This window comes from Sulfurimonas sp. HSL-1716 (assembly GCF_039645975.1).
Taxonomy (GTDB): Bacteria; Campylobacterota; Campylobacteria; order Campylobacterales; family Sulfurimonadaceae; genus Hydrocurvibacter; species Hydrocurvibacter sulfurireducens.
The window spans coordinates 136,312-154,569 of the sequence record NZ_CP147918.1 but is presented as its reverse complement, the minus strand read 5'-3'; the positions used below and the strand labels follow the sequence as shown (position 1 = coordinate 154,569).

Annotated in this window: 15 protein-coding genes and 1 pseudogene; 6 read left to right on the top strand and 10 right to left on the bottom strand. The window is 42.4% G+C overall.

All coding sequences use genetic code 11. The features are described 5' to 3' along the window. Complete coding sequence (locus tag WCY03_RS00815; protein WP_345993108.1) at positions 1-624, top strand: OmpA family protein; 624 nt, start codon at positions 1-3, stop codon at positions 622-624. A gap of 2 nt (positions 625-626) precedes the next feature. Here the strand turns inward: WCY03_RS00815 and WCY03_RS00810 are convergent, their stop codons facing one another. After that, entirely contained in the window at positions 627-1,508 is an 882-nt protein-coding gene (locus WCY03_RS00810) for a 2-dehydropantoate 2-reductase (protein ID WP_345993107.1), read from the bottom strand. Between the two features lie 103 nt (positions 1,509-1,611). Between WCY03_RS00810 and WCY03_RS00805 the strand changes: the two genes are divergently transcribed. Beyond that, positions 1,612-2,781, top strand: a complete 1,170-nt coding sequence (locus tag WCY03_RS00805) for an FAD-dependent oxidoreductase (RefSeq protein ID WP_345993106.1) — start codon at positions 1,612-1,614, stop codon at positions 2,779-2,781. Positions 2,782-2,813: 32 nt separating this feature from the next. After that, the gene (locus tag WCY03_RS00800) at positions 2,814-4,619 is read left to right on the top strand and encodes a diguanylate cyclase (RefSeq protein ID WP_345993105.1); all 1,806 of its coding nucleotides are present in this window, start codon (positions 2,814-2,816) and stop codon (positions 4,617-4,619) included. On the opposite strand, the gene WCY03_RS00795 is transcribed toward WCY03_RS00800, so the two are convergent. Beyond that, a complete protein-coding gene (locus WCY03_RS00795; protein WP_345993104.1) occupies positions 4,606-5,247 on the bottom strand; it encodes a tRNA-uridine aminocarboxypropyltransferase in 642 nt (213 codons plus the stop codon). The genes WCY03_RS00800 and WCY03_RS00795 overlap by 14 nt on opposite strands. Before the next feature lie 100 nt (positions 5,248-5,347). Between WCY03_RS00795 and metH the strand changes: the two genes are divergently transcribed. Genes metH through WCY03_RS00780 form a run of 3 tightly spaced genes read left to right on the top strand, consistent with a single transcriptional unit; the run spans position 5,348 to position 9,797 of the window. Beyond that, the gene (metH, locus tag WCY03_RS00790) at positions 5,348-8,836 is read left to right on the top strand and encodes a methionine synthase (protein WP_345993103.1); all 3,489 of its coding nucleotides are present in this window, start codon (positions 5,348-5,350) and stop codon (positions 8,834-8,836) included. 23 nt (positions 8,837-8,859) lie between these two features. Then, the gene (locus WCY03_RS00785; RefSeq protein ID WP_345993102.1) at positions 8,860-9,288 is read left to right on the top strand and encodes a permease; all 429 of its coding nucleotides are present in this window, start codon (positions 8,860-8,862) and stop codon (positions 9,286-9,288) included. Continuing rightward, positions 9,285-9,797 carry a permease gene (locus WCY03_RS00780; RefSeq protein ID WP_345993101.1) on the top strand — a complete coding sequence of 171 codons (513 nt, stop codon included), beginning with the start codon at positions 9,285-9,287 and terminating at the stop codon, positions 9,795-9,797. Before WCY03_RS00785 ends, WCY03_RS00780 begins: the two co-directional genes overlap by 4 nt. Here the strand turns inward: WCY03_RS00780 and WCY03_RS00775 are convergent. The 8 genes and pseudogenes from WCY03_RS00775 to WCY03_RS00740 all read right to left on the bottom strand — a co-directional run bounded on the left by WCY03_RS00775 (position 9,788) and on the right by WCY03_RS00740 (position 18,214). Next, the gene (locus WCY03_RS00775) at positions 9,788-10,243 is read right to left on the bottom strand and encodes a hypothetical protein (RefSeq protein WP_345993100.1); all 456 of its coding nucleotides are present in this window, start codon (positions 10,241-10,243) and stop codon (positions 9,788-9,790) included. The two genes, WCY03_RS00780 and WCY03_RS00775, sit on opposite strands and share 10 nt — an antisense overlap. A gap of 15 nt (positions 10,244-10,258) precedes the next feature. After that, complete coding sequence (locus WCY03_RS00770) at positions 10,259-10,594, bottom strand: hypothetical protein (protein ID WP_345993099.1); 336 nt, start codon at positions 10,592-10,594, stop codon at positions 10,259-10,261. Between the two features lie 410 nt (positions 10,595-11,004). Then, the gene (locus WCY03_RS00765) at positions 11,005-11,688 is read right to left on the bottom strand and encodes a response regulator transcription factor (RefSeq protein ID WP_345993098.1); all 684 of its coding nucleotides are present in this window, start codon (positions 11,686-11,688) and stop codon (positions 11,005-11,007) included. Position 11,689: 1 nt separating this feature from the next. After that, a complete protein-coding gene (locus WCY03_RS00760) occupies positions 11,690-12,892 on the bottom strand; it encodes a PAS domain S-box protein (RefSeq protein WP_345993097.1) in 1,203 nt (400 codons plus the stop codon). A gap of 299 nt (positions 12,893-13,191) precedes the next feature. After that, positions 13,192-13,362: a hypothetical protein gene (locus tag WCY03_RS00755; RefSeq protein ID WP_345993096.1), complete on the bottom strand. Its 171-nt coding sequence runs from the start codon at positions 13,360-13,362 to the stop codon at positions 13,192-13,194. A gap of 138 nt (positions 13,363-13,500) precedes the next feature. Next, a complete protein-coding gene (locus tag WCY03_RS00750) occupies positions 13,501-15,186 on the bottom strand; it encodes a nitrite/sulfite reductase (RefSeq protein ID WP_345993095.1) in 1,686 nt (561 codons plus the stop codon). Between the two features lie 81 nt (positions 15,187-15,267). Beyond that, positions 15,268-15,969 (bottom strand): anaerobic ribonucleoside-triphosphate reductase activating protein, encoded by a 702-nt coding sequence (locus tag WCY03_RS00745; RefSeq protein WP_345993094.1) that lies wholly within the window; start codon positions 15,967-15,969, stop codon positions 15,268-15,270. Continuing rightward, positions 15,932-18,214, bottom strand: a pseudogene (locus WCY03_RS00740) (ribonucleoside triphosphate reductase). Before WCY03_RS00740 ends, WCY03_RS00745 begins: the two are co-directional and overlap by 38 nt. Between the last annotated feature and the right edge of the window lie 44 nt (positions 18,215-18,258).

The window sequence follows — 18,258 nt, the reverse complement described above, 5'->3', positions numbered from 1 at the left end:
ATGAGATCCTTTTTCCTGACGCTATTTCTCTTTTCCTCTTTAATCTGTGCAGACGATCAGTTTCCCTACATCAAACCTGTATCCGTTGAAAGAGCTCCCGTCGTAAAACTAAAGCCCGTTGAAAAAAAACAGGAGATAAAAAGCGAACAAAAAGAGAAGCAAAAGCCGCAGACAAAACAGCAGGTCGTAAAAAAAGAGCTTGACAGTGATAATGACGGAGTACCCGATATTAAAGACAAATGTGCGAACACCCCTGAAGATTTCGCGGTCGATGAAAACGGCTGTCCTACCGCCAAAATACTGCATGTGACATTTGGTGCAGACCAATACAAGGTGACCGACGCCGTTATGAACGACGTAAAAAAGTTTGCCGACTTTTTACGCCAAAATGACGAATACGATATTGTCATTTTGGGATATACGGATTCATCGGGCGACGCCCAAAAGAACCAAAATCTTTCTCAAAGAAGAGCCGATTCCGTAAAAGAAGCCCTTATGAGATACGGTATCTCCAAAGCCAGACTCACGGCGATCGGCAAAGGGGATAAAGATCCGATAGCCGACAACTCTACGGCAAAAGGACGTGCACAAAACCGCCGTATCGAGATAGAATTGGTCAAATGATATCAGTGGTGGACTTTTAGAAGTTCGTCATAATATCTTTGTATATCGGGGATGTTTATATGCAAAGCATCCGCTTCTCTTACCAGATAGCCGCACAGAGTTTCCAGCTCGTCTCTTCTTGTAGCCTTGATATCTTTATGCATCGAAGTCGAAGCGTTCTTTGGCAGTTTTGAAGCCGTATGCAGCGCTTTTGCTATCTCTTCTTCAATATCTATATCTTTTGCTTTTGCTATCAATGCGATCTCTTTTAAGACGCTCAAAGCTTTATCATAATGATTTTCGTATACCGATCTTATCGATTCGTCGTAGTAGCTTGTCAGCATCGCAAAAGTGGAGATAAAGATATATTTTTTCCAGATGGCTTCTTTGACATTTTGCGGTACTTTATATCTCAGTCCCGCTTCCTCACACATATCCGCCAGAAGTTCACTGCCCTCCCCTGCAAATATAAGTGCGAACACGTCGCCGCTTTTTTTTATCTCTCCGGGAGCTTTTATATGCGAAAGGATATAGACGCAGCCATCGAGCACCTTTGCATGTAAAAGTCTGCGAAGCGTACCGCCATGCTCTACTCCGTTAGCCAGGCTTAAAACGATGCTGTTTTCATCTATAAAAGGCTTACAAGCAAGTACGGCATCCTCCAGATCATAGCTTTTTACGCAAAAAAGAACCATGTCGAAATATCCGCCAAGCTCTTTTTCCTCAACCGCTTCGATATTTGTCGTTCTAAACTCTCTGTCGTCTTCTACTACACGCAATCCTCTCTGTTGTATCGCTTTTAGATGCTCTCCTCTGGCGACTCCGACAATTTCATTTTCCGTACGGCAAAGATACGCGGCTATATACCCGCCGACTCCGCCGAGCCCATAAACAAGAACTCTCACTTTTATCTCCGGACGATGACGTTATTATCAAGAACTTAAGCTGGTTTTAACGCCAATAATTCTAATATTTTCTATTAGATGAAATTATAACATAAGGATCGATATGAAAAAAGTTCTAGTTTTAGGCGGCGGATTTGCCGGAATAGAGTCTGCGATCTACTTAAGAAAAAACAATTTTGACGTGACTCTGGTAAGCGACAGAGATTTTTTTTACATATATCCTACATCCATCTGGGTACCTACGGGAGAAACAAAATTCAAAGACATATGCGTCGAACTGATAAAACTTCAAGACGCACATGGATTCAAGATCATCATCGATCCCGTCAGATCGATAGAAGCAAAAGAGCACCGCGTTACTTTAAAAAGCGGCAGAGTCATGGATGATTATGATTATCTCGTAATCGCCATAGGAGCTTCAAAAATGAAAGCCAAAGGGATAGAACACACCCTTTCCATCTGCGGAGCGCCGGAACAGTCGCTGCTCATAAAAGACAGGGTGCAGGAGCTTGTTGAAAAGGGCAGCGGTAAGATCGCGTTTGGTTTTGGCGGCAACCCCAACGATACTTCCGCCGTGAGGGGAGGCCCAGGATTTGAACTGCTTTTTAACGTACACAATCTGTTGAAGAAAAAAGGGATAAGAGAGAACTACGAGCTCACTTTTTTTGCTCCGATGCCAAAACCGGGCGCAAGGATGGGTGAAAAAGCACTGAAAATGATGGACATGTTCTTTGAACGTACCATGGTAAAAAAACATTTCGGCAAAAAGATAAAGGCTTTTCAAAACGACGGCGTTATCTTTGAAGACGACAGCAAGCTTGAGAGTGACTTTACGATGTTCATCCCCGCCGGAGACGGACATGAGATCATCAAAGATTCCGATCTGCCTAAAAACGCTGCGGGATTTGTTAAGATAGATGATTTCTGTCGGGTCGAAGGCTTTGAATACATTTATGCAGTAGGCGACGTAGCTGCTATAGAGGGTCCTGAATGGAGAGCAAAGCAGGGGCATATCGCCGAGGTCATGGCCAGAAATGCGGCTCATAATATTAACGAACAAGAGAATAATGCCGATAATCATAAAGGATACCAAGAACATCTCAACATTCTTTGCGTCATGGACAGCGGAGACGGTGCGGCATTTGTATACAGGGATGAAAAAAAAGCGAAAATGATCCCTCTGCCTATCCTTGGACACTGGCTGAAAAAGGGATGGGGAAAATATTGCAGACTTTCAAAATTAGGACGTATACCCCGTATTCCCGGATTATAGTATAATACAATAATAAATAATAAGGGGGAGTTATGCTAAAGAGCTACAAACCTTATGCAGCAATACTGCTGCTTCTTATTATTGTTATCGGCGGTTTTGTATTTAGTTACGTGCAGTTAAATACGAAAAAGATACAAAACTCCATCTATACGCATGAAGCCGCTTCTATGCGTAAAAACGTCAAACTGATGATCCTGCAGAAACAAAAATCTACTCTGGCGATCGCACTGAGTCTGGCTAACGATAAGAATCTGATCGAGCAGATAAAACAAAACAAAATAGCTTCCGATTCTTATAAAGACCTCCTTGACAAGCTTACACAACAAACACTTTACAAAAACGTCTGGATTCAGATCATAAACAAGGACGCCGTCTCTTTGTATAGAAGCTGGAGCGATCTCAAAGGCGATCTGCTTCATGATGTCAGAAAGGATCTAAAAAACATCCTTTTACATAAAACGGTAAACTACTCTATAGATATCTGCCGGTTCGACCTCTCGATCAGAACCATCGTTCCGCTGTTTGAAAACAAAAATTTCATAGGTATCTTAGAGGTCATCACACATTTCAATTCCATCGCAAACAGTCTGAAAGATTCGAAGGTCGGCTCTGTCGTCGTAGTAAAAAAAGAGTTCACGGACAAAATAAAATTCCCTTTGACGAATCAATTTATAAACGATCACTACGTAGCAAATCTCAATGCGCCTGAAAATCTTACAAATTACCTTAAAACGCATGGTCCTACAAACTATTTTAACAATTCGTATAAGATCGAAAACGGCTATATCATAGTCTCTTACGAATTAAAAAATTCTCAGTCGCAGGCCATCGGATATTTTATAATGTTCAAAAAGCTCTCGGACGTACAGACAATGAACCTGGAGTTCTTTGTCTTTAAGTGGATGAGCGTTTTCGTACTGCTCGGTCTGCTCGTCCTTTTTATTATCAGCAACATTATCCTGATCAAAAACAGAAATCAAAAAAAATATTATAAAAGCATCCTCGACACCGCCAGCAACATAGTGATCGTAAACGACGGTAAAAAATTGGTCGACACGAACAAAGCCTTTTTCAAATACTTTTATTCTTACAAAACTATCGATGAGTTCTTAAAAGATTACGACTGCGTATGCGATCTGTTCGCAAAAGAAAAGGGTTATCTGCAGCAGCCTATGAACAATAGATACTGGATAGAGTATGTTATACGAAACAGTGATATCGTACATAAAGCAAAAATACTATATCTGGATGAGATTTACTATTTTTCCGTGACAGCCGCTTTGATCTCGGAAGATCCGAAACATTACAGCGTCGTTCTCTCAGATATTACCAAAGAGGAACAGTACCAAAAAGAGCTGCTTATATTAAGCATAAAAGACACGCTTACGGATATATACAACCGCCACTATTTCGATCAAAAGATCGATGATGAGATATTCAGGGTCAAACGCTACGAATATCCGCTCTCTCTCATTATGCTCGATATCGATTTTTTTAAAAACGTAAACGACGACCATGGACATGATGTCGGAGACAGTGTTTTGATCGAATACACCAAACTCATATCTTCTCTGCTAAGAAAAACGGATATCTTCTGCAGAATGGGCGGAGAGGAGTTTATAATCATCCTTCCTCACACCGATATAAACGAAGCCGTAGGGATCTCTGAAAAGCTGCGCTGCGAGATCGAAAAATATAAAAAGATACTGCCTATAACCATGAGTTTCGGAGTGACACAATACAAAACAGACGAAACGGTACAAACGTTCCTAAAAAGAGTGGACGAAGCTTTGTACAAAGCAAAACAGAGCGGAAGAAACAAAGTCATTGTAAGCTGAATCTAGGGTTTTGGCACTCCTGCATATACTCTATCTGAAAATCTATCATCTTTTTAAAAGGGTTTAAAAAATCCTCCAGCGACTCTTTTTCTATCCTCTCATCCCCGTTTTCATTCAAAAGTTCCATAACACTTAAAACAGACTCTATGGTAGAAAGACAGTACTCCTCTGGCTGCTCTTTTATGGCAAATTCGGATTTTTTTGTATGCGTGAAGCTGATGCTTTGCAAAGCGGAGATCTTCTTGCTCAGACGAAGCATCTTTTTTGCACATGCCCAGGTAGAATCGATGATAAATATTACGGTATTTCTACCCTCGCACGATATCTTATGCGAGTTTATCTCGATGCTCTTTTTGGAAGGGTAAAGAAGGTAACAGATGTTCTTTTCATCATCCAATATCTCGTTGATTCTGGTATGGGAACTAAAGTCTATGCCAACATGCAGTTCGGAATTCGGTAAAGAGAGACGGGTCAGATGCCCCGTGCCGTTTCTGATCTTTCTGTACTCTTTTGGATGCATCAGGATCACAAACTTCGTCTTTGTCTCGACAGCTCTTATATGCAAACACATACAGCTCGATAGAGGTCTAAAACACTCGTAACATTTCTCTCTTATATTTTTGTTCAAGATCTTTTATCCTTAAACGGCTTTTTTTGTAAAGATATCCTCATTATTTTTTATGCTCCGTTTGGATAGAATGATATCAATAAATCACTAAAGATAAAGAATGTCAGTAAAACAGCAAATATTAGAGACTATAAAAAAGCGTCCGCTTATCATCGACGGTGCGATGGGTACGCAGCTGCAGCAGCGCGACGAGCAGATACCAAAAGAGGCATGGGAAGGGCTGGAGGGGTGTAACGAGCTCCTCAACGTCACTGCAGCCGATGTCATGGAAGATATCTTCAGCGCTTATCTAACAGCGGGTGCGGATCTCATCACCACAAATACCTTCGGCTCTTTTTCATGGGTGCTTGACGAGTACGGCATCGGACACCGCGCATATGAGCTTTCGCGTGCGGGAGCGGCGGTCGTTAAAAAGATGTGCGACAAATTTTCCACCCCTGAACATCCGCGTTATGTTCTAGGCTCGATAGGTCCCGGAACAAAACTGCCCTCTTTAGGACATATCCATTATGACGAGATGTTCGAAGGTTACAAAGAGTGTGCTCTTGGTCTCATCGACGGCGGAGTCGATCTATTCCTCTTAGAAACATGTCAAGATCCGCTCCAGATAAAAGCCGGTCTTCATGCATGTGATGCAGCCAGTCGCCAACGCGGTACGGAGATTCCGGTTATGGTTTCGGTCACCATCGAGCTTGCAGGTACTATGCTCATCGGTACGGATGCTTCGACCATCGCGACCATTTTAGAGCCGTTTGACATCTTAAGCCTCGGATTTAACTGCGGTACGGGTCCTGAACAGGTCAAAAAACATGTCAAGACTTTAAGCGAAATATGGGGCAAACCTATTTCCGTCCATGCCAATGCAGGTCTGCCGCAAAACCGCGGAGGCTACACTTTTTACCCGATGGGACCCGATGAGTTTGCAGACAAGCAGGAGGAGTTCTTAGAATATGAAGGTGTGAGCTTTTTGGGCGGATGCTGCGGAACTACGCCTCAGCATATCCGTGCGCTAACAAACCGTGTTACGGGCAAAACGCCAAAAGCGCCTAGCGGAAGCCAGCCCAACTCGCTTGCTTCGCTTTTTAATACCGTACCTTTAATGCAGGATCCTGCTCCGCTGCTTGTAGGAGAGCGCTCTAATGCAACAGGTTCAAAAGCGTTCCGCGAACTGCTTTTGGATGAAAACTATGAGGGAACCCTCAGTGTCGGACAGCAGCAGGTACGCGTAGGTGCGCATGTGCTTGACGTATCGGTAGGCTTTGCAGGACGCGATGAAACAAAAGATATGCGAAACGTTCTCTCGCTTTATGCACAAAAGATCGCCCTGCCGCTCATGCCCGACTCCACGCAGACCCCGGCACTCGAAGAAGCGCTCAAACTTATCGGCGGCAAGCCTATCATCAACTCGGTCAACCTCGAAGACGGTATAGAGAAGTTCGACGCGGTGTGCTCTTTAGCTAAAAAGTACGGCGCTGCACTTGTATGTCTCACAATTGATGAACAGGGAATGGCAAAGACCATAGAACGAAAACTCGAAGTAGCAGAGCGCATCTACGAACTTGCTACCAAGAAGCACGGAATAAATCCAGAAAACCTCGTGTTCGACCTGCTTACCTTTACCCTTGGAAGCGGTGATGAGGAGTATTTTGATGCGGGCATCAACACCATCGAAGCAATCCGTGAGCTGAGAACTCGTCACCCTGAAGTTGGAGCAATTCTCGGGCTTTCAAACATCTCGTTTGGTCTGCACAAAGACGCAAGGCCATATCTGAACTCAATGTTCTTGCACCACTGTATAGAAGCGGGACTTACATCGGTCATCATCAACGTGCAGCACATCATTCCGATAAACAAAATAAGCCAAGAGGATCAGCAAATATGCGACGATCTTATCTTCAACCGCAAGCCTGAAGGCGAAGCACTCTTTACGTTCATTGACCATTTCAGCGGCAAAGAAGCGGTAGACACTGCGGCTAACGATGAAGCATTCAATGCCCTAAGCGATGAAGAGAAGATAAAAAAACTTCTCATGGACGGCGACAAAGAAAGAATGCTGCCGCTTGTAGAAGAGGTACGCAAAACCATAGCCCCTGAGAAGATAGTCAACGAATACCTCATCGACGCGATGAAAGTGGTCGGTGAGCTTTTCGGTGCGGGACAGATGCAGCTGCCGTTTGTTTTACAGAGTGCAGAGACTATGAAAGCAACGGTTGACCACCTGCAGCCCTACCTGCCAAAGATCGACAAAAAAACAGATACGACACTGGTGCTTGGAACGGTAAAGGGAGATGTACATGACGTGGGCAAAAACCTAGTGGATATCATCCTCTCAAACAACGGTTTTAAAGTCATAAACCTCGGGATCAAAGTGGAACTTGACGACTTCGTCAAGACCCTTAAAGAGAGCAACGCCGATGCCATCGGTATGAGCGGTCTGCTTGTTAAGTCCACACAGGTGATGAAAGAGAACCTCGAAACGCTTAAAAGTGCGGGGATACAAGTACCCATCCTGCTTGGAGGCGCGGCGCTTACCCGTTCGTTTATAGACGATTTTTGCCGTCCTTTTTATGACGGGCCGATCTTTTACTGTAAAGACGCATTTGACGGCGTAACGGCGATGAGCCGTATAGAGTCGGGCAACTTTGACACCAATCTGCATCCCGATGCACCTGTGATCGAACATGTTGAAGATGCCCAGATCATCATCCCGCCTTATGAAGAGATCAAGATGCCTTCACGCGACGTTGTAGTGCCAACTCCTCCGTTTTGGGGAAGAAGAGAGATGAAACTTACACCCGCGCAGATAGAAAAAGCGTTCGACTGGGTCAACCACAAGATACTTTTCAAATCCCGCTGGGGATACAGCTCTAAGGGAATGAGCAAAGAGGAGTACCAAAAGCAGCTTGACGAAGTTGTATGGCCGGCATATGAAAAACTCAAAGCACAGTTTTTGGACGAGAAGCTTTTCGAGCCGACGATCATCTACGGCTACTGGCCGTGCAGGAGCGACGACAACCGTCTGGTAATATTCGATGAAAGCGAAGGATATACAGGCAAAAACAACATCAATACCGAGCCGTTTAACGAAGCATATCCAAGAGCCGTAGAGGAGTTTGACTTTCCAAGACAAAGGCGCAAACCGCACCGCGCACTGAGCGACTTTTTTCATCATGACAGACATGATGTCCTCGCCCTTACCTGCGTAAGTGCGGGGAGCAGGCTGAGCGAAGCGGAGCGCAAACTCTACGAAGAGGGAAAATACACGGAGTACTACCAGTTTCACGGTCTTGGCGTCGAGCTCGCCGAAGCACTGGCGGAGATGGTACATAAACAGATACGCTTAGACCTCAACATCGCAGAGAACGAAGGAAGCACCGTTAACGACGTGCAGATGAGTAAGTATCAGGGTGCTCGTTACTCATTCGGTTACGCGGCGTGTCCCGACCTTGAGCTCAACCGTCCGCTCTTTAACCTCCTAAAACCTGAAGAGTTTGGCATAGAGCTTAGCGAGACGTTCCAGATACATCCTGAGCAGTCCACTTCCGCACTTGTGGTTTACCACCCGAACGCGACCTACTACAACGTTTAACAGATTTGCCTAAGGAGCATGTAATGGCAGATAAAACATTTCTTCGCTCCATCTTACAATCTCTAAAGAACTTCGGCAGCATTCTGCCGATGCTTGCAGCCGTCATCTTGACGATGGGGCTGTTTCAAACATACATTACAGAAGATATGCTCAAAAGCATTTTCAGCGGAAACACCCTTGGCGACACGCTCATAGGCACTCTTGCCGGCGGCGTGTCTGTGGGAAACCCTGTGGTCAGCTATATTCTCGGCGGTGAACTGCTCTCTAGCGGCATCAGTCTCTATGCCGTTACCGCATTCATACTCTCCTGGGTGAGCATCGGTGTCGTTCAGCTGCCTTTAGAGTGGCAGCTTTTTGGCAGACGTTTTACTATTGTTCGAAATCTGCTCAGCGTTATCGGAGCTATCGTGGTTACCTTCTTAACGGTAATGACGCTCAAGGTGTTCTCATGAAACAAGCACCAAAAGCAAGGGTAAGCGGAACGATCTTTTTGCCTATCGTCATTACAACATACATAGTACTGGCCTTCTTGCATCCAAGCAAGACACTCACTGCCCTAGATGCCAGCTTCCATGTATTTCTTAGAATTCTTCCCATCATTACAGCCGTCATCATCCTTTTGGGAGTATTCAACTACTTTTTCGATGCAAAAAAATTTTCGCAAAAACTGCAAATGGGTTCGGGTGTAAAGGGGTGGTTCTTTGCTTTGGCGGGAGGAGTCATAAGTCACGGACCGGTGTATGTCTGGTACCCGCTGCTAACCGATCTGCGAACCCACGGAATGCGTGACGGGCTCATCGTAGCTTTCGTCTACTCACGCAGCATTAAAGTGCCGATGCTGCCGGTGATGATAGACTACTTCGGATGGAAATTCACGGTAATTCTGTCTATTTATATTTTGATTGCTTCTGTTTTGCAGGGGGTTGTTATGGATTTTTTTAAAACAAATTCTCAATCATAATTTTTTATTAGGTATATTGCTTTCCAAGATAAAAATATTGTAGCTATTCTTGCTGCTTCTCCAACTCCTTTTTTACATGCACCTTCAAATGCTTGGTTTTGAATATCTTCCCAATCAAATTTAAAAGCTTTGAGTTCTTGAATTGATACTTTATAGTTATGTTTATGAGCATATTTATTTCTAACGTTGTTAATTGCTTTAAATGCTGAATAGTAGTTATCATTTAATAAACCCATTGCATAAGCTAAATCAACTTTAATATCAAAAGAACGGTTTTTTTTGAAAAATGTAGAAGGGTTTTGTAAGTTATTAGATAACAAAGTTTCTAAAACTTGTTCTATAAAAATATGCCCTTTTAATATTGGTGAAACTTCTTCATCATCGAATATAAGGCATTCCATTGCATGCTGATCCAGCTCATCATAAGACATTTCATCGAATTTCATACTAATATCCAAGTGTTATGAACACTCAACATGTAGATACATAACTTCAGTAGAAAATTCAGCTACTAATATATATTCATCATCATTTGAATAAATGCGTAAAGGATATAAAGCGGACGCATCTTCAAAAAAATCTGATTTGATCCATAATTTATTGTCTTTTATTGTAAGTACAATGTCAAACGGGTTTAAATTTATATTGGAAATTTTTGATTTCAATGTGGCTCGAATAGTTTGTTTGTCTTGTGATAAGACTAAACTATTCTCAACTTGAATACAATCATAACATTCAGAACCATCTTTGAAAAGATAACGCATTACGAATTCTTCTATAGTTGCTAAGTTTATCAACATTTATCCTTTTATCATAAAACATATTTTGAGTGAATATTATAGTCATTTATTTTAAAACGACAAAATAATTAATTTACATGTAAAAGGCTTTATCTCATACTTTTTGTTCGCAAAAAGTAAGCAAAAACTCTGCAACGGCTTCGAGCTTGACTACGTCAAGTCCCCAAGAAACTCCTCACAAATCTCTAAAAATTCAAAACTCGCTTTGCTCAAACACGTTGAATTTTCTTAACGAGATTTATAAGCATTTTCTTAGCTCTGCAGATGTTGCACTGGCGTGGCAGTTGTATAGGCTGTTTTGTATCACTTTGGATTTTAGTTTTTTTGACCGAGTGGAGGCGTTAAGAAATCCAACTGCTGACACGATTTTTGTGCTGCTTTTTCTAAAAAAGTAGTGAAAAGAAAGTTTATCGTATGCGGAGCTGATATCCATGCCCTTTGACATTGACGATCAGCTCGGAGGACGTTTTGCTTCTGAGACGTTTAATAAATGTCCTTAATCTTTCTTCACTGGCCTCCTCATCCGGCCAAAGCTTCTCTTTGATACTGTCGCTGTCTACTGTCATCTTACCGTTTTGACCCCGTTCTACGAGCAGTTGTATAAACTCGATCTCTTTTTTTGAAAGCGCGATATAGCGGTTGTTTTTATAAAGGACTCCCGTACCTTTGTTGAACGAGAAGCCGTCGCTGAGCTTTATGAGCTTGTTTTCGATCTTGTTTCCTATGGAGTTTATGTACTCCAAAAGTTCATCGGGATCATAGGGCTTTATAAAGTACTTGACCACGCCTATGTCGATGGCATTTAAAAATTTGTCCGTCTCGCTGTACGCGCTGAGGATGATAATGGGGATATCTTTGTTCGTTTTTCTTATCTCTTTTGACATCTCTAGTCCCGTCATACCGGGCATCATGATATCGGTGATGATGATATCGGGTTTAAGCGCATAATATTTTTCCAGCCCTTCTTGTCCGTTGTTTGCGATATAAAATCTGTAAAAACTGTCTCCGATAGCATCTTTAAAAGAGTTCGCCAACTTCTCTTCGTCTTCGACCAGCAACACTTTGAGCTCTTTTAAAAATTTCTTTCTCATCTTATTGTTCCATAGGTATTTTTATAATGAAGGTCGTCGTGTTTTTGTTTGTTTTTACGTCTAAAAAACCGTTAAACCCCTGTTCACAGATCATCTTTGACATAAATAGCCCCAGCCCCGTTCCCTGGCTCGTATGCTTTGTGGTAAAGTAGGGTTCAAATATCTTGTACGGGTCTTTTTCTTTGATGCCGCCGGCATTGTCTTGTACCTCTATAACCGCAAATTTTCCCTCTTTTTTTGCACTTATGCTCATCTCTCTTATAAGGATCGAGTTGCTGATGAAAGCATCCTTTGCGTTTTTTATAAGATTTATGATGACCTGCGAAAGCTCGTTTGGAATCCCCATGACTTCGATGTTGTCTATGTTCAGTTTGATGTTTATCATCTCCTGTTTTATGATCCGCTCAAGGATATGGACCGATTCGTTTATGCTCTCGGCAAGATCAAAGTAACATTTTTCCTTATCCGGTCTAAAAAAGTTCGTGAAATCTTCGATCGTGTTGGACATGTTCTTTATAATGCGTTTGCTCTCGTCGTAATACCTGACGATGCTCTCTTTGTCGTCATTGAGAGAAGCTTTTTTAATGCTGAACAGAGTAAGATTCAGCTCGGTGAGAGGCTGTCTCCACTGATGCGCTATATTTGCGAGCATCTGCCCCAGACTCGCCAGCCTCGACTGCCAGAACATGACCTGCTGTTTTGCTTCGTTCTTTGCTATCTCGTCTTTTACCCGTAGCTCCAGCGTCTGGTTCAGCTCTTTTAGCTGCTTTGTTTTCTCTTCGATTCTCTCTTCGAGATTTCTGTTGAGTTCTTCGAGCTCTATCTCTTTTTTTTGGAGCTCTTTTTTATAAAAGACCTCTTTTGTCACATCGTAGCGGATGGCCATATACTCCACTATATCCCCGTTTTCGTCGAGTATGGGGATCACGGTCGTATTTACATAGAACGTGGAGCCGTCTTTTGCCAGATTTTTAACCGTATCTTTGTATATGTTTTTATTTTTTATGGTATCCCAAAGAAGCTTGAACTTTGAAGGGTCGACGTCCGGATGTCTTACGATATTGTGATTTTTACCGATCAGCTCTTCTCTGCTGTACCCGGATATCCTGCAAAACTCGTCATTGACGAACGTGATGATACCGTCCGTATCTGTTTTAGAGATGATATTTGTCTTTTCGATGGCTTCTTTGTATTGTTTTAACATACAGATATGTTATCAAACAATTATTTAAAAACTGTACCGAATGAGAATATTACCGAGATACTTTTTGCGGATACACGCTTCTCTACGCGTATGTTTTGCAAAAGAAAGATCGCACTCTTCGATCGATATCATAAAAGAGGGGTAAAATCGGATCCGTGAGATCCTTACAAGGAGAGAAAAGGCCTGCAGTGGCCTTTTCAACACAAGGCATGAAGATTGCGCTTCAGATAAAAAACGCCGGGAGCGCAAAACAGAGGTATACCCTCTTACACCGGCGCTTATCTTATCCTATTTGATACTTATCTATTTATATAAATATTATCGTTCGGATGGTTCGGTTTGCTCATTTCAGGTTTTTTCACTTCTCTTTTGTCATAGTGAACGACATCTTCTGCTTGAAGAGAGCTGAACGCTAAAACTGCAACTAACATAATCTTTTTTACGGAAAGTACATTTGATCCATTTAACATCTTTTTTCCTTTATTTTTTAAATCGGACAAATTTTATCCGATTTAAAATTCAATAATCATTATCAATACTTGATAATAAAAAGACGTTATTTTCGTTTAAGGTTACTTATCTGTCTCATAAGTATGGATTATGCTCTTTTATTCCTCGATAGTCCACAGCTTTTTACTGACTGTTGAAACTACACTTTTAAAGTTGTCTTCTATAAGTTCTAAAAAGTCTACTCCCGCAAAATTTTCATGAAGCAGATCTTTTTCATATTTGAATCTCTCTTCTTCATTGGCTGCAGCTATCTTACTGTTTGCTTTGAGATCGACTGCTCTGCCTGTCTGAGTGTTTGCCAGCAGCCATAAAGCGATAAAATCTTCGGAGTAGGTATTTAATACCCCGCCTGCATACTCTTCAAAATCTTTGTATCCGCTCTGCTCGTACATTTGTATAATAAGTGTAAGCAGTGAATGAAGATGCTCAAGAGGAACCATAGAGAAGATCATCCTTCCCACGGAGTGTCCTCCTGAATGTTCTGCTCCTAAAAATATTCTCGCCCCGCCTTCTGCAGCTCCGAAGTTATTTGTTCTCAGTCCGATAAGCCCGATATCAGAATGCTGATGTCTTCCGCATCCTTTGGCACATCCTGAAAATCCGACCTGCAGTCTATGCTCATTGATCTTGTCCAGAGGAAGGTATACCGTCTCGTTCTTGATGCTCCAGTATGAGAAAGGGCAATACTCACTGCCCGCACATGCGACTATCGTCGCACTCTCTTTTGGAGAGTTCAAAGGCAGAGTTTTCTCTTTCAGTCCAAGCAGGTATATGTTCTGATCAATCCCGAAGCGGATCTGGGCATCATGCTGTGTAGCATATTTGGCTATCTCGGTTATCTCTTTTACATCAAGCCGCGCAAAGTCCGTCTGATAGCAAAAAGCGTATGTTCCGTCTTTTAGCTTTTGGCTTTGTGTAAACTTCTCTTTTTGCAGCAGCAGTTTGCCCGCAGGTTCGAACGGCTTTGCATACTCCTCTTGAACATACTCTTTGAACTGCTCCATACCGATCTGCTCAAGCAGATGGAACAAACGGCTTTTCCAACGCGATTTACGCAGACCATGTATAAAGAAGGTTTCTACGAACGCGGCAAAAAAATCAGGAACCTCCTCTTTTAATAAAAAGATGTTCGCATCTTTGGCGATCTCCGAGTTTTTGCCTCCCATATAGACATTGAAGCCCAACGTGCCCTCTTTCTCCGCCAAAGCAAAATAAAGATCGTTTGCGAACAGTGATACTACATTGGCACGGTTCCCCGATACCCCGACCGAGATGCGGCGGGGAAGCATCCCGACGTAACGCGGGTTTTTCAAGATTTTTTCCTGCATCTGCATGATTATCGGGTATGCCTCTATCTCGCAATGCTCTCCGACACCGTCGTAGATATCGGTTACTATATTACGCACATTGTCGCCGAAACTCTGCCACGTCGTGATCTCAAGGGCGTTGATCTGATCAAAGACCTCCAAAACGTTATCCCCATACAGTCCATGGATCTGCATTCCCGCCCGCGCGGTCAATATGATATGAAGATCATGCTCTGCGACGATATCGGCTATGCTTTGAAATTGCCGTGCGGTCAATCTGCCTCCGGGGACACGGATCCTTATGGTAAACTCGCCTTCTAAAAAGTCGGCGTTGAAAATACCGAAGTCCTGCAGATAATATCTGTCGGCATCTGATATGTTCTCAAAATCAAGAGACCTAATTTCGGGAAAGAAGTCATAAGGGCACTTTCGCATCTTATAACGTTCATATTTATTTAATTTCTCATCTGCTTCCATAGATTCACTCCGATAGTTTAAAAGCGTTATGTTAACTTATGAAATACCAAAAAATGATGATTTGCGTCAATAAAAATGATCTTATCTGAAAACTATTTCTATGCTGTCTGAAAGCAGATTCTTATCGATTTTTTTCTTTGAAGCGGTTATCTTTCCGATATTGTCTCCCGTATCCAGAAAGTTTTGCAGATAATATTTTTTATTATATCCCCGTGCCTTGAGATCTTTTATGATGGCGTTTATATCCTGTTCGTCTATAAGGTCGGTATGAACAGTCGTCCGTGCTTCAAAGTCGATACCGCTTTCTATCAGATAATGCAGACTTTTTGAAAACTCTTCGTACTTGCTTGATTTGGTTACCTGCTGAAACTTATACTCCGGCGCTTTATAATCAAGTGCCACGTAATCGATAAGACTCGATTCACACAAAGTTTTAAGGCGTTGGAAATTGGTGCCGTTGGTATCAAGCTTGATTTTAAACCCGAGCGCTTTGATCTGAGTACAGAATTGTGCAAGATCATAATCCGTTGCTTCACCGCCGGAGAGGACTACTCCGTCAAGCAAACCGATTCTGGTCTTTAAGAATTCGATCACGTCGTCTAACGAGTGACTTCCGTTTTTTGCAAAAACTATCGCTTGGTTGTAGCAATAGTCGCATCTCATGTTACACCCCGCGAACCATATTATACATGACAGGTGATCGGGAAAATCGAGATGCGTAAATTTTGTAATATCGTAGACGATTTTAGTGTTCAATAAATTGTTGTCTTTGTTTATGCTCACCTATTTTTCCCAGGTTGAAACTCTCCACAGGTCTGTGATATCCCATAACTCTCGTATATACGGTACATCTTTGTCTTTTCTCTTTCAATAGGTTTAATACGTCGTTCTTTTTCATGTTTTTCTCCTTGTTTTAGTTTTATGAAACTTCGCGTTTTGCCGTTTCGTATTCTTGTACGATCTCTTCATCACACTTAGGACAATACTCATGCTCTCCTTCGATATATCCATGTTTTGGACATACGGAGAAAAGCGGAGTGACCGTTATATAAGGAAGTCTGAAATTGGTTATGACATTTTTTACCAATTTTCTACAAGCTTCCGTAGAGCTCACCTGCTCTTGCATATAGAGATGCAAAACGGTTCCGCCCGTATACTTACATTGAAGATCGTCTTGAAGACTCAACGCTTCAAACGGATCGTTCGTCAGATCGACAGGGATTTGAGAGGAGTTCGTATAATAGATGTTTTGCCCCTCACCCGCCTGGATGATCGAATCGTTGTATCGTTTTTTATCCTCTTTTGCAAATCTGTACGTCGTTCCTTCTGCAGGTGTCGCTTCAAGATTATAAAGGTTACCCGTCTCCTCCTGATACTCGACCATTTTGTCTCTCATGTGGTTTAATATCTCCGTAGCAAACTCTATACCTCTTGGGTCACTGATATCGTAACTGTCACTCGTGAAGTTTCTTATCATCTCGTTGATACCGTTCACGCCGATAGTGGAGAAATGGTTCTTAAATCCCGGAAGATAACGTTTTGTATACGGAAACAACCCTCTGTCATACATCTCCTGAATAAATACGCGTTTTTTCTCCAAGGTAGATTTTGCCATCTCCATCAACTGATCCAAACGCTCGTAAAGCGCTTCTTGATCTCCTTTATAAAGGAACCCTAATCTCGCCATATTTATAGTAACGACACCGATGGAACCTGTCATCTCGGCAGAACCGAACAATCCCCCTCCGCGTTTTAGAAGCTCTCTGAGGTCCAGCTGAAGACGGCAGCACATAGAGCGGACATGCCCCGGTTTGTATGCTTCTTCATTCGGAACAAGATTTCCTTCTGCATCCCTTTTATATTGAGACCCGATAAAATTTTGAAAATATGAAGAACCTACTTTTGCGGTGTTTTCAAACAACACGTCCGTATTTTCTCCGTACCAGTCGAAATCTTCGGTAATATTTACCGTAGGGATCGGGAAAGTAAAAGGCTGTCCCGTAAGATCGCCTTCGGTCATGATCTCATAGTACGCCCTGTTGATCTGGTTCATCTCCGGTTGAAAATGAGCGTATGTCATGTTTTCTAGCGAAGAGGCCCCTCTTTTAAGAGCTTCTTCTTGAAGTTCTTTGTCCAAGACCCCTTTAAAGAGGTGTTTTTGTTTGCTTGTAGGTATCTGGGATTTCAAATCCTCAGGGACCGTCCAGTCGATCGTTATGTTGGTAAAAGGCGACTGCCCCCATCTTGCTGGCACGTTTAGATTGTACACAAAACTTCTGATCGCTTTTTTGATATCGTTATACGGCAGTTTATCTTTAAATGCGTAAGGTGCCAGATAGGTATCGAACGAACTAAACGCTTGAGCACCTGCCCATTCGGACTGTAATATACCAAGAAAGTTTGCCATCTGTCCAAGTGCTTCGCGGAAATGTCTCGGAGCACTGGATTCGACCCGTCCCCTTACGCCGTTAAATCCTTCATCCAAAAGAACTCTTAGGCTCCATCCGGCACAATAACCCGTGAGACAATCAAGGTCATGAATATGATAATCGCCGTTACGGTGGGCATACCCTTCCTCTTTGGAATATATTTTGTCCAGCCAGTAGTTTGCTATCACTTTTCCGGCCGTATTGTTTACAAGACCGGCATTCGAATACCCCGTGTTCGAATTGGCTTTTATCCTCCAGTCGCTTCCGTTGATGTACTCTTCGATAGTCTGTGTCGAATTGATGTATGTCGTGTCTTCATCTAAAACACGCTCTCTTTGCATTTTGTGAGTGTGGCGATAAAGCATGAAGCTTTTTAACACATCAAAGTATCTTGCTTTGTACAACTCTTGTTCTATTAGGTCTTGAATGTCCTCGACAGCGACCACTCTTTTGTTTTTAAGCTCTTCCAAGACATTAAAAAACACAGAACTGTCATACGTCACATGCTGAGATTTAAAAGCTTTTTTTATCGCATCTTCGATTTTGAAAGATAAGAACTCTTTATATGTGCCGTCTCTTTTTAAAATATTTTCTATCATAAGTCACTCCAAATATTATCTGTAGTTTATATGATGATGCGTTA